The 24,491-nt window shown below is 61.7% G+C and carries 23 protein-coding genes and 1 pseudogene; 12 read left to right on the top strand and 12 right to left on the bottom strand.

Annotated elements, in window-relative coordinates; genetic code table 11:
- From AC245Y_RS24270 to AC245Y_RS24280, 3 genes are all read right to left on the bottom strand, one after another.
- Positions 1-1,380: an aspartate aminotransferase family protein gene (locus AC245Y_RS24270; RefSeq protein ID WP_017996262.1), complete on the bottom strand. Its 1,380-nt coding sequence runs from the start codon at positions 1,378-1,380 to the stop codon at positions 1-3.
- Between the two features lie 43 nt (positions 1,381-1,423).
- Entirely contained in the window at positions 1,424-2,920 is a 1,497-nt protein-coding gene (locus tag AC245Y_RS24275; RefSeq protein WP_017996261.1) for an NAD-dependent succinate-semialdehyde dehydrogenase, read from the bottom strand.
- Between the two features lie 120 nt (positions 2,921-3,040).
- Complete coding sequence (locus AC245Y_RS24280) at positions 3,041-3,538, bottom strand: Lrp/AsnC family transcriptional regulator (RefSeq protein WP_017996260.1); 498 nt, start codon at positions 3,536-3,538, stop codon at positions 3,041-3,043.
- A 101-nt stretch (positions 3,539-3,639) separates the two neighbouring features.
- Here AC245Y_RS24280 and ehuR point away from each other — a divergent pair, with 101 nt between their 5' ends.
- The 10 genes from ehuR (at position 3,640) to doeB (ending at position 13,347) form a co-directional block, all read left to right on the top strand.
- Positions 3,640-5,025 carry a MocR-like ectoine utilization transcription factor EhuR gene (ehuR, locus tag AC245Y_RS24285; protein ID WP_050563555.1) on the top strand — a complete coding sequence of 462 codons (1,386 nt, stop codon included), beginning with the start codon at positions 3,640-3,642 and terminating at the stop codon, positions 5,023-5,025.
- Between the two features lie 122 nt (positions 5,026-5,147).
- Entirely contained in the window at positions 5,148-5,933 is a 786-nt protein-coding gene (ehuA, locus tag AC245Y_RS24290) for an ectoine/hydroxyectoine ABC transporter ATP-binding protein EhuA (protein WP_017996258.1), read from the top strand.
- A gap of 55 nt (positions 5,934-5,988) precedes the next feature.
- The gene (gene ehuB, locus AC245Y_RS24295) at positions 5,989-6,837 is read left to right on the top strand and encodes an ectoine/hydroxyectoine ABC transporter substrate-binding protein EhuB (RefSeq protein ID WP_017996257.1); all 849 of its coding nucleotides are present in this window, start codon (positions 5,989-5,991) and stop codon (positions 6,835-6,837) included.
- A gap of 180 nt (positions 6,838-7,017) precedes the next feature.
- Positions 7,018-7,677: an ectoine/hydroxyectoine ABC transporter permease subunit EhuC gene (gene ehuC, locus AC245Y_RS24300; RefSeq protein ID WP_003550191.1), complete on the top strand. Its 660-nt coding sequence runs from the start codon at positions 7,018-7,020 to the stop codon at positions 7,675-7,677.
- 4 nt (positions 7,678-7,681) lie between these two features.
- The gene (ehuD, locus tag AC245Y_RS24305; RefSeq protein ID WP_012755553.1) at positions 7,682-8,341 is read left to right on the top strand and encodes an ectoine/hydroxyectoine ABC transporter permease subunit EhuD; all 660 of its coding nucleotides are present in this window, start codon (positions 7,682-7,684) and stop codon (positions 8,339-8,341) included.
- Positions 8,342-8,343: 2 nt separating this feature from the next.
- Positions 8,344-9,123 carry an ectoine utilization protein EutA gene (gene eutA, locus AC245Y_RS24310; protein WP_017996256.1) on the top strand — a complete coding sequence of 260 codons (780 nt, stop codon included), beginning with the start codon at positions 8,344-8,346 and terminating at the stop codon, positions 9,121-9,123.
- A 4-nt stretch (positions 9,124-9,127) separates the two neighbouring features.
- Positions 9,128-10,129, top strand: a complete 1,002-nt coding sequence (gene eutB / locus AC245Y_RS24315) for a hydroxyectoine utilization dehydratase EutB (RefSeq protein WP_017996255.1) — start codon at positions 9,128-9,130, stop codon at positions 10,127-10,129.
- Positions 10,126-11,118, top strand: a complete 993-nt coding sequence (eutC, locus tag AC245Y_RS24320) for an ectoine utilization protein EutC (RefSeq protein ID WP_017996254.1) — start codon at positions 10,126-10,128, stop codon at positions 11,116-11,118. The genes eutB and eutC overlap by 4 nt, the downstream gene beginning before the upstream one ends.
- Before the next feature lie 32 nt (positions 11,119-11,150).
- Positions 11,151-12,332, top strand: a complete 1,182-nt coding sequence (doeA, locus tag AC245Y_RS24325) for an ectoine hydrolase DoeA (protein WP_012755557.1) — start codon at positions 11,151-11,153, stop codon at positions 12,330-12,332.
- Between the two features lie 7 nt (positions 12,333-12,339).
- On the top strand, positions 12,340-13,347 hold the full coding sequence (gene doeB, locus AC245Y_RS24330) for a N(2)-acetyl-L-2,4-diaminobutanoate deacetylase DoeB (protein ID WP_017996253.1): 1,008 nt from the start codon (positions 12,340-12,342) through the stop codon (positions 13,345-13,347).
- Between the two features lie 20 nt (positions 13,348-13,367).
- On the opposite strand, the gene AC245Y_RS24335 is transcribed toward doeB, so the two are convergent.
- Entirely contained in the window at positions 13,368-15,185 is a 1,818-nt protein-coding gene (locus AC245Y_RS24335; RefSeq protein WP_017996252.1) for a methyl-accepting chemotaxis protein, read from the bottom strand.
- 223 nt (positions 15,186-15,408) lie between these two features.
- Here AC245Y_RS24335 and AC245Y_RS24340 point away from each other — a divergent pair.
- Positions 15,409-15,495 (top strand): annotated as a pseudogene (locus AC245Y_RS24340) (type II toxin-antitoxin system VapC family toxin); the annotation flags it as partial.
- Positions 15,496-15,591: 96 nt separating this feature from the next.
- On the opposite strand, the gene AC245Y_RS24345 reads toward AC245Y_RS24340, so the two are convergent.
- The 8 genes from AC245Y_RS24345 to AC245Y_RS24380 all read right to left on the bottom strand — a co-directional run bounded on the left by AC245Y_RS24345 (position 15,592) and on the right by AC245Y_RS24380 (position 23,619).
- Positions 15,592-15,840, bottom strand: a complete 249-nt coding sequence (locus tag AC245Y_RS24345) for a hypothetical protein (protein WP_017996251.1) — start codon at positions 15,838-15,840, stop codon at positions 15,592-15,594.
- Positions 15,841-16,093: 253 nt separating this feature from the next.
- Positions 16,094-17,167 (bottom strand): DUF5666 domain-containing protein, encoded by a 1,074-nt coding sequence (locus tag AC245Y_RS24350; protein WP_017996250.1) that lies wholly within the window; start codon positions 17,165-17,167, stop codon positions 16,094-16,096.
- Positions 17,164-18,057 carry a DUF6502 family protein gene (locus AC245Y_RS24355; protein ID WP_017996249.1) on the bottom strand — a complete coding sequence of 298 codons (894 nt, stop codon included), beginning with the start codon at positions 18,055-18,057 and terminating at the stop codon, positions 17,164-17,166. The genes AC245Y_RS24350 and AC245Y_RS24355 overlap by 4 nt, the downstream gene beginning before the upstream one ends.
- A gap of 154 nt (positions 18,058-18,211) precedes the next feature.
- Complete coding sequence (locus AC245Y_RS24360) at positions 18,212-18,586, bottom strand: DnaT-like ssDNA-binding protein (protein WP_017996248.1); 375 nt, start codon at positions 18,584-18,586, stop codon at positions 18,212-18,214.
- Positions 18,587-18,597: 11 nt separating this feature from the next.
- Positions 18,598-19,644 carry a flagellar hook-associated family protein gene (locus tag AC245Y_RS24365; protein WP_017996247.1) on the bottom strand — a complete coding sequence of 349 codons (1,047 nt, stop codon included), beginning with the start codon at positions 19,642-19,644 and terminating at the stop codon, positions 18,598-18,600.
- A 2-nt stretch (positions 19,645-19,646) separates the two neighbouring features.
- Entirely contained in the window at positions 19,647-21,107 is a 1,461-nt protein-coding gene (flgK, locus tag AC245Y_RS24370) for a flagellar hook-associated protein FlgK (RefSeq protein ID WP_017996246.1), read from the bottom strand.
- A 13-nt stretch (positions 21,108-21,120) separates the two neighbouring features.
- Complete coding sequence (locus AC245Y_RS24375; RefSeq protein WP_012755566.1) at positions 21,121-22,413, bottom strand: flagellar hook protein FlgE; 1,293 nt, start codon at positions 22,411-22,413, stop codon at positions 21,121-21,123.
- A 327-nt stretch (positions 22,414-22,740) separates the two neighbouring features.
- The gene (locus AC245Y_RS24380) at positions 22,741-23,619 is read right to left on the bottom strand and encodes an EF-hand domain-containing protein (protein WP_017996245.1); all 879 of its coding nucleotides are present in this window, start codon (positions 23,617-23,619) and stop codon (positions 22,741-22,743) included.
- Between the two features lie 162 nt (positions 23,620-23,781).
- Here AC245Y_RS24380 and AC245Y_RS24385 point away from each other — a divergent pair, with 162 nt between their 5' ends.
- On the top strand, positions 23,782-24,429 hold the full coding sequence (locus AC245Y_RS24385) for a TetR/AcrR family transcriptional regulator (RefSeq protein ID WP_017996244.1): 648 nt from the start codon (positions 23,782-23,784) through the stop codon (positions 24,427-24,429).
- Positions 24,430-24,491 lie beyond the last annotated feature (62 nt).

The following is a 24,491-nucleotide window of genomic DNA, read 5'->3' on the forward strand; positions in this document are numbered from 1 at the left end:
TCAGATGTTCTTGAAGACGGTTTCGATCGTGTCCGCCGCGGCCTTGACCACGATGTCGGCCTCCTCGCGTGTCAGGCAGAGCGGCGGGGCGAAGCCGAGGATGTCGCCCTGCGGCATGGCGCGGCCGATGACGCCGCGTTCGAGGAGGGCAGAGGCGACCTGCGGGCCGATCTTGCGGCCGGCATCGAAGAACGTGCGGTCGTCCTTGTCCTCGACGAATTCGACGGCTGCCATCAGCCCGTCGCCGCGGACTTCGCCGACGTTGCGGTGGCCGCCGACGGCCTTTGCGAGTTCCGAGCGGAAATAGGCGCCGGTCGCCCCGGCATTCTCGACAATGCCGAGTTCGTCGATCAGTTCGAGATTGGCAATGCCTGCGGCAGCACAGATCGGATGGGCGGAATAGGTCCAGCCGTGACCGATCGCGCCCATCTGATCGGAACCCTGCACCAGGACTTGCCACATCTTGTTCGAAACGATCGTACCGGAAAGGGGAGCGTAGGCCGAGGTCAGGCCCTTGGCGATGGTGATCAGGTCCGGCTTCATGCCGTAATGATCCGAGCCGAACATCGTGCCGAGACGGCCGAAGCCGGTGACGACTTCATCGGCGACAAGCAGGATGTCATATTTGTCGAGCACGGCCTGGATCTTCTGCCAGTAGGTTTTCGGCGGCGGCACGATGCCGCCGGTGCCGAGGATAGGTTCGCCGATGAAGGCGGCGATCGTTTCCGGGCCTTCGGCGATGATCATCTCCTCGAGCTTGTCGGCGCAATATTGCGAGAACTGCTCCTCGCTCATCGACCGGTCGGGGCGGCGGAAATAATAGGGTGCTTCGGTGTGCAGCACCGGCGCCCGCGGCAGATCGAAGGCATTATGGAAGAGGGCCAGGCCGGTGAGGCTGCCGGTCATGACACCGGAGCCGTGATAACCGCGCCAGCGCGAGATGATCTTCTTCTTTTCCGGACGGCCGAGGATGTTGTTGTAGTACCAGATGAGCTTGATGTTGGTCTCGTTGGCATCCGAGCCGGAGAGACCGAAATAGACGCGGCTCATGCCGGCGGGGGCGCGGTCGATGATCATCTTCGACAGCGTAATCGAGGCTTCCGTGCCGTGGCCGACATAGGCGTGGTAATAGGCGAGGTTCTTTGCCTGCTCGGCGATCGCATCGGCAATCTTCTGGCGGCCGTAGCCGACATTGACGCAATAGAGGCCGGCAAAGGCGTCGAGGCTTTTGCGGCCTGTCGTGTCGGTGATGTAGACGCCTTCGCCGCCGGCAACGACACGGGTCGGCGTCTCGCCGCGGGCATGCCCGCCCATATGGGTCGAGGGATGGAAGAAGTGATCGCGGTCCCAGGCGGTAAGTTCGTTGCTTCTGTCGAGCATGTCTAGCCTCTTTCTTGAAAATGGGGGCTCACTTGAAATGGGGTCAGGCGGCCGTGTCGATGCAGAGATATTTGAGCTCGGTGAAGGCCTCGAGCCCATGGCGTGAACCCTCGCGGCCGAGGCCGGACTGCTTCCAGCCGCCGAAGGGAATGGGAGCGCCGGTGATTTTCACGCGGTTGACGGCGACCATGCCGTATTCGAGCGCGCGGCCGAGGCGCATCTGCCGGGCGCCGTTTTCCGTGACGATATAGGCGACAAGGCCGTATTCGGTATCGTTGGCGCGGGTGATGACCTCGTCTTCCGTATCGAAGGCGGTGATGGCCGCTACAGGGCCGAAGGTCTCCTCGTGCATGATCAGCGCATCCGCCGGCACGTCGCTCAGCAGCGTCGGCTCATAAAAAAGCCGGCCGGCCTTATGGCGCTTGCCGCCGGTAACGAGCCGCGCGCCGCGCGCCAGCGCGTCGGCGACCTGTTCTTCGACCTTGGCGACGGCGCGTTCATGCATGAGCGGCCCGATCTCGGCGCCATCCTCAAGACCCGGACCAACTTTCAGTTCGGCAATGCGGTCTGCGAAGGCCTTGGCGAAGCCATCGGCGATCCGCCGCTGGACGAAAATGCGATTGGCGGCGAGGCAATCCTGGCCTGATGTGGCAAATTTGGCGTTGACGGCGATCTCGACCGCCTTTTCGATATCAGCGTCATCGAAGATGATCAGCGGGGCGTGGCCGCCGAGTTCCATCACCAGCCGCTTCAGGGTCGGGGCGCATTGGGCGGCGATCAGCCGTCCGATTCCGGTGGAGCCGGTGAAGCTCATGGCGCGCACGCGGACATCGGCACACATCCGTCCGACGATCGTTGCGGCGTTGCCGGTGACCACGTTGAAGACGCCGGTGGGAATGCCTGCCCGCTCGCCGAGCTCGGCAAGCGCCAGTGCCGAAAGCGGCGTTTCTGAGGAGGGGTGGGCGACGACCGTGCAACCGGCGGCGAGGGCCGCGGCAGCCTTCCGGGTGAGCATGGCAGAGGGGAAATTCCAGGGCGTGACGATGCCGACGATGCCGAGCGCCTCACGCCGGACGATCATTTCCGCGCCGGGCAGATGGCTGGTGACGCTTTCGGCGTTCAGCCGTTTGCCTTCCTCGGCATACCATTCGACGAAGAAGGCGGCGTAATCGATCTCGCCGCGCGATTCCGCAAGCGGCTTGCCCTGTTCGAGCGTCATGATCAGCGCCAGATCCTCCTTGGCCGCAAGCATCAGCTCAAACCATTTGCGCAGGATCGCCGCGCGGCTCTGCGGCAGCATTGCGCGCCAGCCGGCAAAAGCCTCCGACGCAGCATCGATCGCCACTGCCGTCTCATCGGCGTCAAGGCTAGCAACCCAGGCCAGCGTCGCCGAAGAGGCGGGATCGGTGACCTCGAAACTTTTCCCTGATTTGCCGGCGATCCACCGGCCGCCGACATAGGCCAGATCGCGCAGGAGATGACGGTCGGCGAGCCGCGACAGCGCGTCATGATAGGCGGGGCGGGCAAAAACGGCGGTCATGTCCAGTCTCCTCGTGGCGGTTGACGTCAGTCTTCCACGGGAGCGGGCGAGAGATTGTCTGTTGGCTGATGCAAAAAGAGAGAGATGGCCTAAAGGACGGCGGCCTGACAGAGAGATTGTCTACGACGCGGCCTGTTCCTCGCCGGTGGCAGTGAAGGACGAGACCGGAAGGACTGTGTCCTCCTTGACCGTCTTGGTGACGATGTAGGTGAAGTAGCGGTCGATGCCGAGTTCGCGTTCGAGAAGCCCGTCGACCAGCCGCTGATAGGCATCGATATCGGGCGCGATGATTTTCAGGATGTAATCGACGCCGCCGCCGACAGACCAGCAGGCGACGATCTCCGGGATTGCGCTGATGGCCCGCTCGAAGCGCTCGAAATCCGCCTGGCGATGGTTGGCGAGCGTCACTTCCATCATCACGCTGGCGACCGGCGCAATGCGCCGCGGCGCGATGCGTGCGTGATAGCCGGTGATGATCCCGGCCTTTTCGAGCTTTCGCAGCCGCATCCAGCACGGCGTCGGCGACAGCCCTGCCTTTTCGGCCAGCGCCAGTTTGGTGATGCGGCCGTCGCGCTGGACGGCGTCGAGAATGCGCATGTCGATGGCGTCGAGCTTCATGGTGCTTTCTTTAGAAAGAAATCATTTCAAACGTAGGGAAAAGACAATGGGAGCGCATTTTGGCATTGTCAATTGAACTGATTTTCAGCAGTGTTGAAATCATGACAAAGTGGCGCCCCGATCCCTCGCAACTTCGCCGGCCGGCCTATCTTTCGCTTGCCGAACAGATCGCAAACGCGATCACCGACGGCAAGCTCACCGACGGCACACAATTGCCGCCGCATCGCAAGCTGGCGGACGACCTGCATCTTTCCGTGCAGACGGTCAGCCGCGCCTATGACGAGCTGATCCGTCGGGGGCTGATATCAGGCGAGATCGGACGCGGCAGCTTCGTCCAGACCAGGCCGCGTGAACCGGAGCCGCCCTATCTGCCGGAACGGCTGGGCGAGGTGATCGATCTGTCGATCCTGAAACCGGTCTGCGAGCAGATCCATTTGGAAAGGCTGCGGCAGGCCTTCGGCTGGCTTTCGGAAAACCTGCCTTCCAGCTCGGCGCTGTCGTTCAGGCCGAACATGGTGTTTCCGCGCCACCGCGCCGTCGCCACGGAATGGCTGGCGCGCTGCGGGCTGGAGATATCGCCGCTGAACATCAGCGTGACGAACGGTGCGACATCGGGCATGACCGTGGCGTTGATGAGCGTTGCCCCGCCCGGCTCGACGGTTGCGACCGAAGCCATCAGCCATCATACGCTCGTTCCGCTCTCGACCTATCTCGGTCTGCACCTGGAAGGGTTGGCGATCGACGAGGAGGGCATGATCCCCGATGCGCTGGACGAAGCCTGCCGGAAGGGACCGATCCGGGCGATTTTCCTGCAGCCCTCGGTGATCAATCCGATGGCGGCGCTGATGAGCGCGGAACGCAGACAGGCGCTCGCCACTGTCGCCGCCAAACATGATATCGCGATCATCGAAAACGATATTCTCGGCCCGATGGTCGAGAATCGTGCGCCGCCGATGGCCGCGTTTGCGCCGGAGCGGACACTCTACGTTACGAGCTTCACGAAAATTACCGTTCCGGGCCTGCGGATCGGCTATCTCACCGCGCCTGACCGCTATGTCGCCGCCGTCGCCAACCGGCATCTCGTCTCCAACTGGATGGCGACGCCTGCCATGGCCGAGATCGCCACCCGCTGGGTCAGCGACGGCACGGCGATGGAACTGGCCAACTGGCAGCGCCGCGCCCTTTTGAGCCGGCATGCGATCGCGGCGGAGATGCTGGCCGGCCAGCCATACCGGGCCCATCCGCAAAGCCTGCACGTCTGGCTGCCGCTCTCCGGCAACCATACCGAAGACGGGTTCGTATCGCAGGCAAGGCTGCGCGGCGTGGCGATCGCGCCCGGCAAATCGTTCCACACCACCGATCAGGGCTGGACGCCGGCCGTGCGCATCTCGCTCGGTTCGACGACCGAAAGCGAGCTGCGGACCGGGCTCGGCATCGTCGCCTCATTGGCGCAGGGAAATCCGCAAGAGCTGCTGCTCGCGATCTGATGCAAATGCCTTGCGTTTGAGCATATGCAGAATAATTGTCATGATATTATTTTACGAATTGACATGATTTTGATGGGCCGTCATCGTTAGGACATTGCTTGTCTCAACAGGGAGAGACATGAATGCTTCCGCCCATCATCCGCATTGACAACATCGTCAAGAAATACGGCCCGCTGACCGTGCTCGACGGCCTGTCGATGAATGTCATGCCGGGCGAGAAGCTGGCGCTGATCGGGCCATCCGGCTCCGGCAAGACGACGATCCTGCGTATTCTGATGACGTTGGAGACGATCAGCGGCGGCCATATCGAAGTCGACGGCGAACAGCTCTACCATATGCCTGGTAGCAGTGGGCTAGTGCCGGCCGACGAACGGCACCTGCATCGGATGCGCGAAAAGATCGGCATGGTCTTTCAGCATTTCAATCTGTTCCCGCACAAATGCGTGCTCGACAACGTGACGCTGGCGCCGATGCTGACCAAGGGCATCAAGCGGCCCGTGGCGGAAAAACGGGCGATGGAGCTTCTCGACATGGTCGGCTTGGCCGACAAGGCTAAAAGTGTCCCGGCGCAGCTTTCCGGCGGGCAAAAGCAGCGCGTCGCCATTGCTAGGGCGCTGGCGCTATCGCCGAAGATCATGCTGTTCGACGAGGTGACCTCGGCGCTTGACCCGGAACTGGTCGAGGAGGTGCTGAACGTCATGCGGCGGCTGGCGTCCGAGACCGACATGACCATGCTTCTCGTCACGCATGAAATGGGCTTCGCCCATGATTTCGCCGACCGTGTGCTGTTCTTCGATCGCGGCAAAATCGTCGAGGAAGGCAAGCCGGGCGACATCTTTCGCAATCCGAAACAGGAGAGAACGCAGACCTTCCTGCGCAAGATCATTGCGGCGGGGCACCGCGTCTGACCTCAGACATTGCCCGCAAGAACAAACTCAAGGAAAATCAGAGGAGTTGGGAACGATGAAAACACGATATCTTTTGAGCGCCGCCAGCCTGTCAGTGCTTCTGATCACGGCGGCTTCGCCTGCCTCCGCCGCCGATGACAAGCTCGAGCAGTTGAAGGAGCAAGGCTTTGCGCGTATCGCCATCGCCAACGAGCCGCCGTTCACCGCCGTCGGCGCCGACGGCAAGGTTTCCGGCGCGGCCCCCGATGTGGCGCGCGCAATATTCGAAAAGCTGGGCGTCAAGGAAGTGGTCGCCTCGATCTCGGAATATGGCGCAATGATCCCCGGCCTGCAGGCCGGCCGCCACGACGCGATCACCGCAGGCCTCTTCATGAAGCCCGAGCGCTGCAACGCAGTCGCCTATTCCGAACCGATCCTTTGCGACGCCGAAGCTTTCGCGCTCAAGAAGGGCAACCCGCTGAAGCTGACGAGCTACAAGGACATCGCCGACAATCCGGACGCCAAGATCGGCGCGCCGGGCGGCGGTACCGAGGAGAAGCTGGCGCTTGAGGCCGGCGTGCCGCGCGATCGCGTCATCGTCGTTCCGGATGGCCAGAGCGGCATCAAGATGCTGCAGGACGGCCGCATCGACGTCTACTCGCTGCCGGTTCTGTCGATCCACGATCTGATGGCCAAGGCGAACGATCCGAACCTCGAGACCGTCGCACCCGTCGTCAATGCGCCGGTCTATTGCGATGGCGCGGCCTTCCGCAAGCAGGACGTTGCGCTCCGCGACGCCTTCGATGTCGAGCTGAAGAAGCTGAAGGAATCCGGCGAATTCGCCAAGATCATCGAGCCCTACGGTTTCTCGGCCAAGGCGGCGATGTCGACGAGCCGCGAAAAGCTCTGCGCCGTGGCGAAGTAACAAGGGGTTAGCAGCCGGCCATGTCATGGACATGGCCGGATTGTCCCCGAACGATCTTCCAAAGCGCGTCGCGATCTTTCAGATTGGCACCTCGCGCTTTAGGTCCTTGTTTTTACGCATGTCGTTCTCGCAAAAGCGCTGCACAGTTTTGCGCGACATGCTCGAAGAAGTGAGTTGCCGATGTCGGTATGGTCCGGCTATCTGACACTGATCCTTGAGGGCGCCCTGGTGACGCTCGAACTGACGATCATGGGATCTGCGCTGGCGCTGGTGATGGCCTTCCTGGCGGGCCTCGGCCGGTTGTCGCGCTTCTTCGCCGTACGCGCGTTGGCGACGGCCTATATCGAGTTCTTCCGCGGCACCTCGATCTTCGTCCAGCTCTTCTGGGTCTATTTCGTACTGCCTTTCGCGGGCTTGACCCTGACGCCGCTGCAGGCGGGCGTGTTGGCGCTCGGGCTGAATGTTGGCGCCTATGCGGCGGAAGTGGTGCGCGGCGCCGTCAAGGCCGTCGGGCGCGAACAGTCGGAAGCCTGCATCGCGCTCAACCTTTCGCGATACCAGCGCATGCGCCACGTCATCCTGCCGCAGGCGCTGCCGCTGATGCTGCCGACCTTCTGCAACAATGCGATCGAACTCTTGAAGGGCACGGCCGTCGTGTCGCTGATCTCGCTGACCGATATGACCTTCCAGGCGCAGGTAGTGCGGGCCCAAACCGGCAACACGCTGGTGCCCTTCGCGACGATCCTCATCCTCTATTTTCTCATGGCCTCGGCGATCTCCGCGACGATGCGCTGGCTGGAGCGACGGATGGCGCGCAGCCTCGACGGCATAAGGACCTGATCAGATGGAATGGGATTGGGACTTCGTCTGGCAGATCATGCCGACCCTTCTCGAAGGGTTCAAGATCACTCTTCTCGCGACCATCCTCGGCGCTGCCGTCGCCATGATCGTCGGCCTGGGGCTCGCCATTGCGCGACGCTCACCGGTCGCCGGCATTTCCAGGACGGTCGCTTTCGTCTCGGAATTCATCCGCGGCACGCCATTGCTGGTGCAGCTCTACTTCATCTTCTACGTACTGCCGGATATCGGCATTCGGCTGGCGCCGCTGGTCGCCGGCGTCATCGGCATGGGCATTCACTATGCGACCTATACCGCCGAGGTCTATCGCGCCGGCATCGAGAACGTGCCGCGCGGCCAATGGGAGGCGGCCAAGGCCACCAATTTGACGACGCGCCAGGCCTGGATCCACGTGATCCTGCCGCAGGCGATCCCGCCGATGATCCCGGCGCTCGCCAATTATTTCATCGCCATGTTCAAGGAAACGCCGCTGCTTTCGGCGATCACCGTGCTCGAACTCATGAACCAGGCAAAGAGCATCGCCAACAGCAACTACCGCTACATCGAGCCGATGACGCTGGTCGGTGTCTTCTTCCTCGTCATCAGCCTGATCTCGGTCGTGGGATTACGCTGGCTCGAAGAACGCTACGCCAGGATGGATGACTGACCATGACCGCAGAGATCGAGATCATCCCGGCCGGCCGGCTGCCGCGGCTGGAGGACCGGCCGCTGGAAAAGCGCATCGGCCTGGTCATCCTCGCGACGGACCATACAACGGAAGTCGACTTCCAGCGTATGGTCGCCAGCGATCGCCTCGGCGTCTATGTCAGCCGCATCCACTATGCCAATCCGGTCACGCCGGAAAACCTCTTGAATATGCAGCCGTCGCTGACGGAAGGCGCGGCACTGATCCTGCCGGGCGAGGCGCTCGATGCCATCGTCTATTCCTGCACCTCCGCCTCGGTGGTGATCGGCGACCGGAACATCGAGGCGGCGATCCATGCGGGCAAACCCGGCGTTCCCGTCGTGACGCCGACGGCTGCCGCCGTAACCGGCCTGAAGGCGCTGGGCGCCAGGCGGATTTCGGTGCTGACGCCCTATACGATCGAGACCAGCCGGCCGATGGCGGATTATTTCGCGGAGCTTGGCTTTGCTATCGACCGCTTCACCTGTCTCGGCCTGACCGATGATCGCGAGATGGCGCGGATCGCGCCGGACGAGATCCTTGCCTTCGCACGCCACGCGCTGGCGCCGCAGTCGGACGCGCTGTTTATTTCCTGTACGGCCGTGCGGGCAGCAGAGGTCGCGGCCCGGATCGAGGCTGAAGTCGGCAAGCCGGTGGTCACTAGCAATCTCGCGACCGCCTGGGCTTGCCTGCGGCTTTGCGGCGATGATCGGGCGCGGCCCGAACTCGGTCAATTGATGACCAAGCCCTATCGGGAAGGCTGAGATCATGGTGAGCACCTTGCCCGTTTCGCTGGAGGATATCCGCGCCGCGGCCCGCCGGATTGCCGGCCGCGTGCTCTGTACGTCGATGGTGCAGTCCGCTTCACTTGGCCAATTGGCCGGCGCGCCTGTCCATCTCAAGCTCGAACATCATCAGACGACCGGCAGTTTCAAGCTGCGCGGAGCGACCAACGCGGTGCTTTCTTTGTCGCCGGCGGAGCGCTCGCGCGGCTTCGTCGCGGCCTCGACCGGAAATCACGGACGTGCACTTGCCTATGCGGCAAAGGCGGAAGGTGCCGTCGCGACCATCTGCATGTCGCGGCTGGTGCCGGAGAACAAGGTTTCGGAAATCTGCCGCCTCGGTGCCGATGTCCGTATCATCGGAAGGTCGCAAGACGAAGCGCAGCAGGAGGTCGACCGGCTGGTGCGCGAGGAGGGGCTGGTGATGGTCCCGCCCTTCGATGATCCTGATGTCGTGGCCGGGCAGGGGACACTGGGGCTTGAAATCATCGACACCTTGCCGGAGGCGGCAATCGTGCTGGTGCCGCTCTCGGGCGGCGGCCTGGCGGCCGGCGTTGCCGCCGCGGTCAAAGGCATCAGCTCGAAGACCAAAGTGATCGGCCTGACGATGGAGAAGGGTGCCGCGATGAAGGCAAGTCTCGATGCTAGACGGCCGGTGCAGGTCGAGGAATTGTCGAGCCTTGCCGACTCGCTCGGCGGCGGCATCGGCCTCGACAATCGCGTGACCTTTGCCATGTGCCGAGACCTTCTCGACGAGGTCATCCTGCTGACGGAAGCGGAAATCGCCGCCGGCATGCGCCATGCCTATGCCTGCGAACGGCAGATCGTCGAAGGCGCGGGCGCGGTCGGCATTGCAGCGCTTCTTGCCGGGAAAATTGTGGGGAACGGTCCCATCGTCGCGATCCTGTCCGGGCAGAATGTCGACATGGAACAGCACCGGCGGGTGATCAATGGCAAGGCGGCACTCTGTGGGGAGGAGGGACCATGAGCCGGATGATCATTCTGACGGAAGCGGAACTGCGGAAAGTCATCGCGCTTGATCGCGATGCGGTTGATTGCGTCGAGGCCGCTTTCGCAGCGCTTGCGACCAAGGCTGTCGCCATGCCACCGATCCTGCGGCTCGACATTCCGGAATATCGGGGCGAAGTCGACGTAAAGACCGCCTATGTGCCCGGCATCGAGGGCTTCGCAATCAAGATCAGCCCCGGCTTCTTCGACAACCCCAAGATCGGCCTGCCGAGCACCAACGGCATGATGGTGCTGCTGTCAAGCCGAACCGGACTGGTGCAGGCGCTGCTCTTGGACAACGGCTATCTCACCGACGTGCGCACCGCAGCGGCCGGCGCCGTCGCGGCAAAACATCTGTCGCGGGAAAATGCGTCCGTGGCCGCGATCTTCGGCGCCGGCATGCAGGCGCGGCTGCAGCTCGAGGCACTGACGCTGGTCCGGCCGATCCGCGAAGCGAGGATATGGGCGCGCGATTCTGCCAAGGCGCAAAGCGTGGCAGCGGAACTGGCCGCAAAGCTCGGCTTTTCCGTCACCGCCACACCGGACGCCAGAGGCGCAGTGACCGGCGCCGATCTCATCGTTACCACCACGCCTTCCGAAACCCCGATCATCGACGCCGGCTGGCTGGAACCCGGACAGCATCTGACGGCCATGGGCTCGGATGCCGAACACAAGAACGAGATCGATCCGGCCGCCATTGCGGTTGCTGACCTCTACGTCGCCGACAGCCTGAAGCAGACGCGCCGTCTCGGCGAGTTGCATCACGCAATCGATGGCGGCCTGGTCGCAGATGACGCGATCTTTGCCGAGCTCGGCCAGATCGTTGCCGGCCGGACGCGGGGACGGACGCGCAACGACCAGATCACCATTGCGGACCTGACCGGAACCGGCATCCAGGACACCGCCATCGCCACGCTCGCCTTTACCCGCGCCGGCGCGGCCAATGCCGGGACCACATTCGAAAGCTGACCGGCGCGGCGCCGGAAGAGAAGGGAAGAAACATGACAAAGCCCAAACTCAAATTCTCGCTCGGCGAATATGCCGCGCGGCTGGAAAAGACACGGCGTGCCATGGAGGCGAAGGGTGTCGACCTGCTGATCGTCAGCGATCCGTCGAATATGGCCTGGCTGACCGGCTATGACGGCTGGTCCTTCTACGTGCACCAGGCGGTGATCGTGCCGCCGCAGGGCGAGCCGATCTGGTTCGGCCGCGGCCAGGATGCCAACGGCGCCAAATTCACTGCCTATCTGAAGCACGACAACATCGTCGGTTATCCCGATCACTACGTGCAGTCGACCGAGCGCCACCCGATGGACTACCTCTCGGGCATCCTGACCGAGCGCGGCTTCGGCAAGCTGACGATCGGTGTCGAGATGGACAATTACTGGTTTTCGGCGGCGGCCTTTGCGGCGCTGCAAAAACATTTGCCGAACGCGCGCTTTGTCGACGCGACCGCCCTCGTCAACTGGCAGCGAGCCGTCAAGAGCGACACCGAGATCGGCTATATGCGCAATGCCGCCCGAATCGTCGAGGCGATGCACGCCCGCATCTTCGACAAGATCGAAGTCGGCATGCGCAAGTGCGATCTGGTCGCGGAAATCTATGATGCCGGCACCCGCGGCGTCGACGGCATCGGCGGTGATTATCCGGCGATCGTGCCGCTGCTGCCGTCCGGCGTCGAGGCATCGGCACCGCACCTGACCTGGGACGACCGGCCGCTGAAGAAGGGCGAGGGCACCTTCTTCGAGATCGCCGGCTGCTACAACCGCTATCACCTGCCGCTGTCGCGCACCGTCTTCCTCGGCAAGCCGACGCAGGCCTTTCTTGATGCCGAAAAGGCGACGCTGGAAGGCATGGAAGCCGGTCTTGCAGTCGCCAGACCCGGCAATACCTGCGAGGATATTGCCAACGCCTTCTTCGCGGTGCTGAAGAAATACGGGATCGTCAAGGATAACCGCACCGGTTATCCGATCGGCCTTTCCTATCCGCCGGACTGGGGCGAGCGCACTATGAGCCTGCGACCGGGCGATCGGACGGAGCTGAAGCCCGGCATGACCTTCCATTTCATGACCGGTCTCTGGCTCGACGACATGGGTTTCGAAACGACCGAGAGCATCCTCATCACCGACAGCGGCGTCGAGTGCTTCGCCAAAGTGCCGCGCAGGCTGATGGTCAAGGATTGAGGCTGTCATGACAGAGATTGGCTTGCGGCCGTCGCCGATCAGCGCGACGGTCAATTTCGCCGCCGAGGGCATCCAGCACGGCTTCCTGCGTCTGCCTTACAGCCGCGACGATTCCGCCTGGGGATCGGTGATGGTGCCGATAACGGTCGTCCGGAACGGCACGGGCCCCACGGCCCTTCTGACCGGCGGCAACCACGGCGACGAGTATGAAGGACCGATCGCGCTCTTCGATCTTGCCCGCACGCTGAAGGCCGAAGAGGTGAGGGGCGCAGTCATCATCGTGCCGGCCATGAATTATCCGGCATTCCAAGCGGGAACCAGAACCTCGCCGATCGACAGGGGCAACATGAACCGCAGCTTCCCGGGCCGGCCGGACGGCACGGTGACCGAGAAGATCGCCGACTATTTCAGCCGTGTGCTTCTGCCGATGGCGGATCTCGTCCTCGACTTCCATTCCGGCGGCAAGACGCTCGATTTTCTGCCGTTCTGCGCAGCCCACATCCTGCCGAACAAGCAGCAGCAGGAAAAAGCTTTCGAATTCGTGAGAGCGTTTGCGGCACCCTATTCGATGAAGATGCTGGAGATCGATGCGGTCGGCATGTACGACACCGCGGCCGAGGAGATGGGCAAGATCTTCATCACCACGGAACTCGGCGGCGGCGGCACCGCCACGGCCAAAAGTGCGGCGATTGCCAAGCGCGGCACCACGAACGTGCTACGCCACGCAGGGATTGTCGCCGGCGCCGTCGATCCCGGTCCGACGACTTGGCTCAACATGCCGGACGGCCGCTGCTTCTCCTTCGCGGAAGAGGGAGGTCTGATCGAACCTGTCATCGATCTCGGTGAAGCCGTCACTGACGATGCGGTGATCGCGCGCATCTATCCGACCGGGCGGACCGGGGTGGCGCCGTGCGAGATTCGCGCCGGCATGAACGGTATTCTCTGTGCCCGGCATTTCCCGGGGCTGGTCAAGGCTGGTGACTGTGTTGCCGTCGTGGCGATCGTCGACGACTAAGGTAGATCGACGATCACACGTCAAGCCGCTTTCTGCGGTCTTGACCCGCCGGCCGCCGCGTCGATCTGAAAGCGGTTTACCACCCCTTCCAACGTCTGCGTTTGGCTGCCAAGCGCCCGGCAGGCCGAGGCGGTTTCGACGGCCATGGCTGCGTTGCGTTGCGTTACCTGATCGAGGGCGTTGACGGAGGCGTTAATCTCACCGATCGCCACCGCCTGCTCGGCGGACACCGAAACGATGCGGGCGATCAGCCCGGCAACCTGCTCGACCTGTCCTTCGATTTCCAGCAGCGCTTTGCCGGTGCGGTTGACAAGCTGCACCCCGCTGGAGACCTGAGACGAAGAGGTGGAAATCAGTGCTCTGATCTCCTTGGCGGCGTTGGCCGAGCGCAAAGCGAGTTCGCGCACTTCCTGCGCCACCACGGCAAAACCCTTGCCCGCCTCGCCCGCACGGGCGGCTTCAACCCCGGCATTGAGTGCCAGAAGATTGGTCTGGAAGGCGATTTCATCGATGACATTGACGATATCGCCGATCTGGGAGGACGAGCCTTCGATCCTTTCCATGGCGGCGATTGCTTCGCGAACGACGGCTGCCGAATGTTCGGCGCTGGTGCGGGTCTCGGCCATCATACCGGTTGCCTTGCCGGCATGAGCGGAGGCGTCTTTCGCCTTGGTATTCATCTCATCGAGCGCGGCTGTGGCCTCCTCGAGCATTGCGGCTTGCTGTTCCGTGCGCGACGCAAGACTGTCGGCCGCATCGGTGATGCCGGCCGAGGAACTGCCCACTTGCTTGGAGGTCTGGGCGATCTCCGCCATCGAAGCGCAAAGCGCGTCCATACTGTCGTTGAACTTGGCGCGCAAAGTCTCGTAGGCGGCGGCGAACGGCGTCGTGATCCGGCAATCGAGATTGCCGGTCGACAGCTGTTCCAGGCCGTATGTCAACCGATCGATCACCGTTTCGCGGATCTGCTCCTCGGCGGCTCTTTCGGCCAGTTGGCTGCGTTCGCGCTCAAATTCCGCGTCGCGAAGTGCGGTCTCGCGCTTCTGCGCCTCCTGCCGTTCGAGCGCGTTGCGGCGGAATACCGCCACGGCCTTGGACATGGCTCCGATCTCGTCGGACCGCTTGGCATAGGGAACATCGGTCGAAAAGTCGCCTTCGGCAAGGTTGCCCATATAGGCCTTCATGCCATCGAGCGGCACGATCGCCCGTCGACGCAGGAGATAAAGCCCCACCAGCAAAAGCCCGAACGATCCGAAGCCTGCAGCACCCGCATAGATCGTCCAGGTGACGATCTCCGAGGCGGCATTGCGCTCCTCGCCCTTCAGGAAGGCGTCGGAATTGGCAACGAGTTTCTCGACCGCGTCCTGGTGCGAATGAAAGGCGACGCGCAGCTGCTCGATCGCACCATGCGCCTTGTCTTCGTCCTTGGCATTCAGGGCCGGGATGATCTCACGGTTCATCACTCCCCAGAATGCATCGCCCTTGGCGATGACATCGTTTTCAAGCTCGTCCTTCAAAGCCTGCGGCAGCCGGGTGGTTTTCCAATAGGCACGGCGGTCGTCGTAAGCGGCTTTGAGATTTGCGATCTTGGCAAGATTGGTTTCTGTGAGCTCTGGAAATTTGCTCGCCTCGAAGGACAGCATGTAGGATTCCACCACAAACAGTGGCGGCGGCAGAATATCGGCGATCAAATCCTTGCCGTAGACGACCTGTTCGTACACCGGCCCGTTGACTTTCAGCCTTTCGAGCGCCGACTGCTGCAATCCAATCGACATGAAAAGGCCTGCTGAAACGGCGACACCAAACGCAACCAAACTACGGGCAATAGTGAATGCCAAGGACTGTCTCCCGAATAATATGGCTTCTCCGGTTCGAGACGCCTGATCCCTCGTGCAGTATTATGTCGTGAGAACACTGAAATATGGTTAATTATTTTGGAGATCTAGGCGGAATAAGAGCCATGAATACTTGTGGTATCAAGCCATCATTTGTCATCCTTGATGGCTGACAGGTTAATGCTGCGCACACAGGTGAAGGGACACCAACTTGGCTGAACCTCTTGCTGCTCGTCGAGGGCGTGGAATGTCGGCTCCAGATGGCATGATAGCCGCGATTGCGCGGGTTAGAGGCGGTCGGCTTGCGACGTGAAACCTGGGGGACTTTGCGACCACAGGTCTTGAGTTGATCTCACCATGGCATTTTGAATTCCCGAAACATGCTTGGCGCTCATAGCTGAGAGGCCTTTCATGCCAAGCGCATGAGCTTTTCGTTCAGGCTGCCGATCTCGCGCAGAAGCTCGACCAATCTGTCCGTGTTTTCCTGGCTGAGCCGGCCCGTTCCGCCGCTGCTGTTCCAAAGATCTTGAAATTCCTGGCTCATGGTGCGTGCGCTGCTCATAATTTCGATGATTTGAGCGCGGTTTTCCCAGGTTGCAACGATGGTCGGTTCGTCCATCTCCACCGACATGTCTGGTTCGCGTTCCAGCAAAAACAATTCCTGATTCCTCTTGGGCGATGACGGTTTGGTTCTGATGGCGCCATCCAGCCTACGGGATGGGCCATTCCTGCGATGACTCAAGAACATGGTTTGACAGTCTCGGAACGATTGAAAATCAAACGATTGGCTAGCGGGTGTGGGGCGGACACGTTAGCCAATCGGCAAACCCTTCCTGGAATCACCCGGAGTAGAATTCGCATGAACAATAAATGGGAAAATTTCCCATTTGTCAATGCCGATGACAGCGTTTTCAGTGCGGACCCGGCCCCGGGGGCGGCGGCCCAGGAGGCGGGCCGTCCTGCGGTGGCGCCCCGCCTCTATCCGGAGCAGGAAAATCTCGGTCCGGCCCGCCTCTGCCGAAGGGCGAACGATCGGGAGGCGGTCGATCCGAAGGGCCACCTGGACGTCGCGAACCGAAGTCGTGCGGAATGCGCCCGTCGGGAAAGCCGGTCATTCTGCTTGAGTCCCGCACGCCGACATCGACGAAGCCATGACCATCAGGAGATGGCGGCGTCGAGCCGAAAGGCGCGGAGCCTCTGGGTCCCGCGCCCGGCCTGTCCTTATCCGTCGGCTGGAAGGTCTCGACGTTGACGATGCCTTGTTTCAAGCCCGGCACCAGGGGTTCAGCCTGAATGCGCGTGATGATCAATCGATCGGCGACGGCCTTGAGGCGCACGAGCGTTTGCTTGCCGGCCAGGTATCCATGCGTGCTTCCAAGCGAAAGGCCGCCGAGCAGGACGCGATTGCTGCTCTTGACGGGGATGCCGCGAACATGGGCGCCTTCGGAAACGGAGCGGGGCTCGATGCGCCGGGCAATGATCGTACCGTCAGGTTTGCGGATGCCGAACACGGCGACCCGCTTGCCCTTACGCAGGCCCTTCGTCGCGACACCCGTCGTGTCGATCGTCTGCCCCAGTATGGTAATGCCGGTCTTGTCTATCCGGTCGATGCGGCCCTGGACTTCGCTGGCGATGGTGATGCGGGCGGCAAGCTTGCCCGTCAGCAGCACCCGGGCGACATGACCGACCTTCATCGCGCTGGCGCGAACGCGCCGGCCGTCGATTTCGATCGGTGTCGTCGCGCTGAACGGTATGTGGATGTTGTTGACGATGATGCTTCCAAAGCCCTGGATAGTTCCGACGATGCCCGTTCCGCCGATGCCGTGATCTTCGTTTTCCCCACCGCCCTGGATGGAAAGTCCGGATCCGCCGATGCCGTGATCGCTGGTGCCCGTCGGCTGCGCGGCGGCAATCTTCGGCCCCAGGACCTGAAGCGCTATTCCGGCCAGCAGAAATTGCCTTCTCGAGATCGCCGACGGGGTCATTCGCCCGTCTCCGTCTTCGATGCGGCGTCTGGCTGAAGATCGGCCTCGCCCTCCTCGGTCATGACATAGAGCCCGGTGATCCAGCGGCTGCTGCCGCCGGGGTCGTCCTTGATGGCCTGATGGGCGATCTTGTTGAGTTTCAGGAGCAGCGCCATTCCTTCTGCGCGCGCGATCTCGTCGAGCCGGGCCGCCAGAACGGGCGACATCCCGTCATAATGGACGGCACGTTCGAAGTAGGGTGGAGGCTCGTTCATCAGGTTCATGACCGACGCCTGCACATGGTCACGGAGGTTGCGCGTAAAATAATGCCGGCGGGCTTCGTCACCGGCATTGGGAACTATTGAGGAGAGCTCGAGCTGGATCCAGCCGTTCTGATCGACAACGACGATGCCTTTATCCAGCCAGTCGTCCAGAATGGAGCGGGGATGGACGTCCTTGGTGATGTCGCTCACCAGGCTCTCGAATGACGGACCGCCGTCGCTGGAGGTCCGGGGCAGGGCGCTCGGCCGATCGTCCGCATCGCAATAAAACGGATCGGCAAGCCATCTGGCGAGAATGCGGCTTGTCTGCGAAACGCCGACGGTCAGGAAGGATGCCGAAAGCACCTGTCCGCGCAGCCGATTGACGTCCTTACGGTGAATGCCGGTCAGAAGCGAGATGCGGCTATCTGTCTGGTTCTTGCTCGGCAGCGCAAATTCCTTCTCCGCGACCTCGATATAGAGGCGGCGAAGAACGGTCGAAAAAGAGATGAAGTTGAAGCCGGAGGCGAGTGCGAGCTTGACCAGCGGGCGAAGCACGCGGATCAGCATGGCCTGCAAGGTCTCTTCGGAGAACGGAAGCTTTGCGCGCGGCTTCGACATCAACAACACACTCGGTCTCTGAAAGACCATTGCCGGCAGACCTTCGACAATCGTCTTCAGTCTCCCTATGGGAAAGTCCAGACTGCCGCAACGGACGAGCCATATGCAAGACCGGCTTATGCCATGCTTCCTGGCGGCGCGGCCGTGATCGCGGCGCCATTCGGAAGATATTTTGCGCCTTCTGTCAATGCGTTACCGGATGCGGTTCGGGTGACAGCACTGCGCCATGGCGCCAGTCGATCAGCCGGTCGATGCGCGCAATCTTGTGGAAAACCTCAAAAACGTCGAAGGACGTGCCTTTCTCGATGTGGGCTGCCAGCAGCTCGCAAAGCTGAAATATTTCAGGGGGCGTACCGGTCATCTCGACGCCGTCATCCGTGAAGACACCCGATCGTGGCCATGCCCGCGTCTGTTGCTCGTCGAGTTTGCTGCCGACGAAGGGGATCGTATCGATGATGCCGGAAGCAAGCGCGAAGGCCGCTTCCGCCACGATTTCGGAACACGTCGTGTTGGGCTCCCTCGCTAAGGCCGGTATTTGCATCCGCTTGAATTCCCGCATTTTTCAATCCGTCAGAGATAGTTGACCAGGCTCAGGCTCTGGAGTTTCGAGACGAGCGTGTAGGCCGTTTCCAATTGCGTCTGCAGCTGGTTGACGAGCGTCGAAGCCTGATAGGTATCCACACCCTGGAGATCGACGAGGTTTCCCTGAAGCAGAGTGGATTGAGCGTCGAGGGCGTCATTTGCCTTTTCGAGCCGCTCTTGCGCGAGGCCGAGTTCGCTTTGCTGCGTCACGATCCCGGAGGTCGCCTGCGCCGCATAGGCGATCGCCTTGGATGCGACGGTGCTCTGTGCGTCGGAGCTGAGATCCTGGCCGAAGAGGGCGGAGACGACGACGGATGCCAGCGCGAGATAACGCATGCCTTCGGAATTGGCGTTGGTCGACGAGGTGATGGTTTCCGATCCGCTAATCCGGCTCGTCATGTCGGTGCTGGAAGCGGTCGACCAGCCGTCGGAAGTGTCCGTCCAGGCGCTCTCGGAGAACATCGGCTCGACCGTGTCCGTGATGAAGCTGCCAATTTCCTCGCCTGTCAACTCGTTGACGTCTTTTCCGAGACCGGTTGCATAATCGTTCAGCCCCGAAACGATCGTATCCGAGACCGCCGAGGATTGATCGCTCAGAGGCTGGCTGTCGAGGTTCGTCCCGCCGAACAGGAATTCGCCATTGACCGACGTGTTTGCCGTCGAGACCAACTGCGAAATCGTGGCGCCCGCCGTCTGCAGGGCAACGGCGATGCTTGTCGTATCCTGGCTCGCCTGGAGCGCCGTCAGGTTTGAGACCAGGCTGTCGCCGGCATCCTTGAGGCTCGAAAGGGCGGTTTGCGATGCGTCCATCCGCAACTCGACGACGGCATTGCTCGTCTTGAACGAGGCAGCCTGGGCGATAGCGCTGGTGAGATTGATCGACTTTGCAGCGCCGTTGCCGAGGGATACGCCGATATCGGCGTAGGTTCCCGTCGTTGCTTCCGTCGAGGCCTGCTGCAGCTTGTTTTGGGACTGGCTGATGGTGAGCCGCAAAACATTCTGCATCGCCGATGATGAGACAAAAGATGCTTTCATGACTAGCTCGCTATGTCGAGGAGCGACTGGAACATCTCGTCGATGACGTTCAGGATCTTCGTCGCCGCTTTGTAGGATTGTTCGATGTCGAGAAGCAGCGTCAGTTCCTCGTCGAGGTTGACGCCGGTTTCGTTGGAATAGGCCTCGTCGGAGCGTGACAAGGCCGCAGCCGTTGTTTCGGAGGCCGACGTGGCATCGCTTCGATATTGTTCGAGCCAGCCGATGGAGGCGCTGGCGTAGTCCGTCAGGCTTTGTGACGTGGAGAGACCGGCGTCGGAAGAGAACGAGCGCTGTTCCGTCAGCGCCTGATACAGGGCGTCGAGATTGTCCGAGAAGCCGCTGTTTCCCGCGGTGTTGAGATCGGTGATGCCGCTGATGGAGCCATCGCGCAGCTTTGTCGCATCACCACCCTCGCTCGTGACGACGGCTAGATTGACCGCGATGGTGGAGGCGATCCCTGTCGTATCGTCGGAAGCAGCAGGTGTTGCCCCGGTTGCGCCCGACGCCGTCGTCCACACGAAAAGTCCCGGCGCGCTCGTGCTGCCGTCGGTTTCCGAGAAGATCTGGACGAGCGATTTGGCGATCTCGTCGAGTTGGGCCTGGAATGTCGGGGCGATCTCGTCGCGAAGCTGCAGCAGCGCCTGCAGGCTGCCCGAGGCACTCGTCGTCGATCCCTCGCCGGCGTCGAGCGCAACACCGTCGATATAGATGGAATTGCCTTCGGTTCCGGCAACGTAGGTTGCCGTCGATACGAACGTGACGGTGCGGGGAATGGTCTCGAACAGCACGGTGCCATCAGAGGTATAGAGCGCCATATCGTTATTGTCGCGCACGGTTGAGGTGACGCCGACGAGCGAGGAGATCTGCTTCAGCAGCTTTTCACGCTCGTCGAGTGCCGAGGATGTATCGGTGCCGGTCGCTGTCGCCAGCTTGACCGCATTGTTGGCCGCCTCGAACTGCGACAGCAGCGTATTCAAGGTGGAGACCTGTGTGGCGATCTCCGCATCCGCCTCGGCTCTGATCGACTGGACGCCGTCGCTTGCAGTATTTAGCGAATTGGCGAGATCCTGCGCGGCGGTCGCGGCCGATTGCGCTGATGTCGTGCTGCTCGGCGACGTGCCGAATGTCTGGAGCGCCTGCTGGAATTCCGTGAGATAGGTACTCGGCGAGGTCTCGTAGTCATTGCCGCCCACCAGCGACTTCAGGCTTTCGAGACCGGTCACCAGCGTCTGCTGGGCGCTGTCCTTGGCATTCGTTTGCAGATACTGGGCAAGCAGCGCAGTTTCCTGCGCCCGGCTGATGCTGACGACCTGGGCGCCGGAAAGAGACGTCGTAACCGACGCCTCCCGTCTCACATAGTCGGAATTTCCGACATTGGCGATATTCGTCGAGATGACGCTGCTTTGCTGGCCCGTATTGTTGAAAATACTTTGCACGCTGTTCAAGGCGGAGGTGAGCGACATGCCGGCGCCCTCCCTATCGTTTCAGATTGACGAGGACATCCATGATATCGGAGCCGGTCTGAAACACCTTGGAATTGGCGGTATAGCTGCGCTGCGCCTCGATCATCTCCGTCAGTTCGCCGGCGAGATCGACGTTCGAGCTTTCGAGAGCGCCGGACTGGATGGAGCCGAGCCCGTTCGTCTGCGGGAAGCCGGTGACCGTGACGCCGGACAATCCGTTGGCACTGTAGACGTTGCCGCTGAGCAGCGTCAGATTGTCGGGGCTGGCAACCGTCGCGAGAGGGATCTGATAGAGAGCCTTTGTCGCGCCGTTCGCATAGGAGACCGACACCACGCCGTCCGTACCGATAGACACCGAACTCACGGCACTTGCGGCCTGGCCGTCTGCTGAGCCCGTTGCCGAGAAGTCGGAGGAAAGCTGGGTGAAGTCGGAATAATCCATGGTGATCGTCTTGGCCGTCACCGGATCGACGATGTCGGTGTCGGTTGCCGAGGTCAGCTGGCCATCGGCGTCGAAGGAGAGCGTGGCAACGCTCACGGCATCGGAAGAGTAGGGAAAGGACGTCGTGCTGCCGGTGGATGCATCGGCATTGCGGTAAACGGCAACCTCCCAGGTGCTGCCGGTGACCGCGCCGCTCGCGTCCGTCGTGACGCCGGTCTTGGTGAAGTAATAGTCGTACTGGACGGTGCCGCCGAGGCTGTCATAGGCAACCAGCGACATCTTCTGCGTGTCGTCGGTGACGCTTGCCGTGTTGGCGCTCGGCAGCGTCGTCGTATCCGTGACGACGGTCGCTTCGGAGTTCAGGTTGCCGCTGAAGTAAGCGCTGCTCGAAGCGACGGCGCTCAAGCCCGATTGGGATACGTTGACCGGCACCAGGCCGTCGAAGCCGTTGACGACCACCGCCGGCACGCCGGAGTCATAGGAATATCCCATCAGCGTGAAACCGGCGCCGTTGACGAGATTGCCGTCGCTGTCGACCGAGAAGTCGCCGGCCCGGGTAAGCACAGGCGTGCCGTCGGCGCTTTCCACGATGAAGAACCCGTCTCCCGAGATCGCCAGGTCGTAGGCCGAGGTCGTATAGGAAATGTCGCCCTGCTGAGAAATCGCCTGGCGCACGGATGTCTGAACGCCGCCTGAATTATAATTGCCCGAGGAAGACGGCAGAACCAGTGACGAAAAGGACGTGGAAACGGCTTTGTAGCCGGTGGTGTTCGCATTGGCGATATTGTCGGAGACCGTGCTCAGCCGGTTTGCCTGGGCGCTCATGCCGGAGACGGCGGTTTTCATGCTTCCAAAAATGCTCATGGCTCGATTCCTTTATGGTTTGGGAACATGCCATGTGACGAGGGGCTTCCAGGGCGCCGGGATTGCGGGCGCACGACATCGCTGGCGCCGGGCAAGGCCGACACCGGTCGATGATCTGATTGTCTGGACTGACCCCGTGATGGCGATCGGCGCTTCGGCTCATCCGCGCGCTGGTTATCCGTGCGCCTGTGACGGCGCACCATTCGAACGTTTCCATATTTCGCAAGCGACCCGACTGAAGGCTCTGCCGGCTCGACTGCCGGTTCGCTTTAAAACCGTCTCAGTGCGGATCCTCCAGCGCCCGCAATGGCGACGGCTTAACGACCGTCAGCTCGTGGACTGTGCAGACAACGAACCGGTGCCTGACGCGTCGAGCAGACTAAAGAGCTGGCTCGCCTGTCTTTCGGTGACGTCGTCCGACTCACCCGCCATAAACTCGTCCAATGTCACAAGCCCGTCTCCGTCCGTATCGAGATCGGAGAGCAGGGATGCAAACTGGTCATCGTCATCGTCAGCGGACGGCGGCGGTCCTTCGGGACGTTCCGACCGCTGAGCGGACATGGCCTCGGTCAGCGTATCAACCGATAGCGAGCCGGAACTTTCGCTGTCGAAGCTGTCGAACAGCGTGCCGGCCTGCTCCTCGCTCACATCGGACGGCCGACCTGCAACGAACTCGGCTTTGCTCACCTGCCCGTCGCCGTCGGTATCGAGATCGGAGAGCATGGATGTAAGATCGTCATCGTCGGAAGGTGGCGGGGGTGGCGGCCCCTCGGCACGTTCCGACTGCTGAGCGGACATGGCCTCGGTCAGCGCATCGACCGACAGCGAGCCGGAACCTTCGCTGTCGAAGCTGTCGAACAGCGTGCCGGCTTCATCCTCCGACACATCCGACGGCCGGGCTGTGACGAACTCGGCCTTGCTCACGTACCCGTCGCCATCGCTGTCCAGCTGCGCAACGTCCATGTCTGCGCCGCCGTCCTGCTGCTCGCTGGAAGCGGACTGACCGGCGAGGCCGTTCATCGTCAACGACATCAGCTGCGACATGAGTTTCTCAGCGCTGTTGGCCGCGTCTTCGCTGCGCTGCTGGCTTGCGGTTGATTTTTTTGCCGAAACCGTATTACAGGATAGGGTGTCCTGGGATGCTGACGTCGAACTCTTGCTGTACGAATAGGAAGAGATCGACGTTGCGGCAGAAATGGTCGTCATAAGCGCTCCATCGATAGAGGGTGGGGATGCAACGCATTACAGAACTTATGAGTTCTCTAAATCGAAATTACTAATGCCACAACCGAAAAAATCGTCCCTCAGAAATCGTAGTCTCCTTTCTGCGGGCGTCGGCTTGCGCTTCGTTGAGGCGGTCTAGATATCATGGATGTTGCCGACGAGCCCGTAGATGAGCCGCGCAAGCGAGGCCGGCCGAAAGTCTCCAGCGACGAGGACAAGCGGGCGCATATCGTCGAAATTGCCCGCCGCGTTTTTGTAAAATGCGGCTATGCCGGAAGTACGACCGCAGTCGTCGCCAGCGAGGCGGGTGTTTCAAAACAGACGCTTTACAAGCTGTTTCAGAGCAAGGAAGAGCTGTTTGCCGCTGTGGTCGGCGCGCATCGGCGCCTGATGCTCGACCTGCCGCGGCCTGCTGAAGATATCTCGATCGCCGAGAGCCTCGAACGCATCTTCATGATCGATATGGATGAGGACAAGGACGCGGATCGTGCCGGTTTCCTGCAACTCGTCTTTCGCGAAGCGGGGCAGTTTCCCGAGCTCGTCGATATTCTGCAGCGCGAAGGCATGCTTGCCAGCCGGCAGGACCTCACCGACTGGCTGAGCCACCGTAGGGCGGAAGGCAAGTTGTCGCTTGATGATCCGGCCAGCGGAGCCCGGATGCTGATGGATATGATTTTCGGCGGCATGGGTCCGCCGGAAGGGCGCGCTCAGGCCTGGCCTGATCGGGCGGTGCTGCTTGCCCATCTCAGGCGTTGCATTGCAATCTTTGCGGCGGGCGTGGGGGCCGCTTAACGCGATAAAGTCGCGATCCCTCGGCTTTCGACCTCCTATTGCATTTTCGAATAATTATAGTA

The organism is Rhizobium sp. SRDI943 (assembly GCF_057653695.1).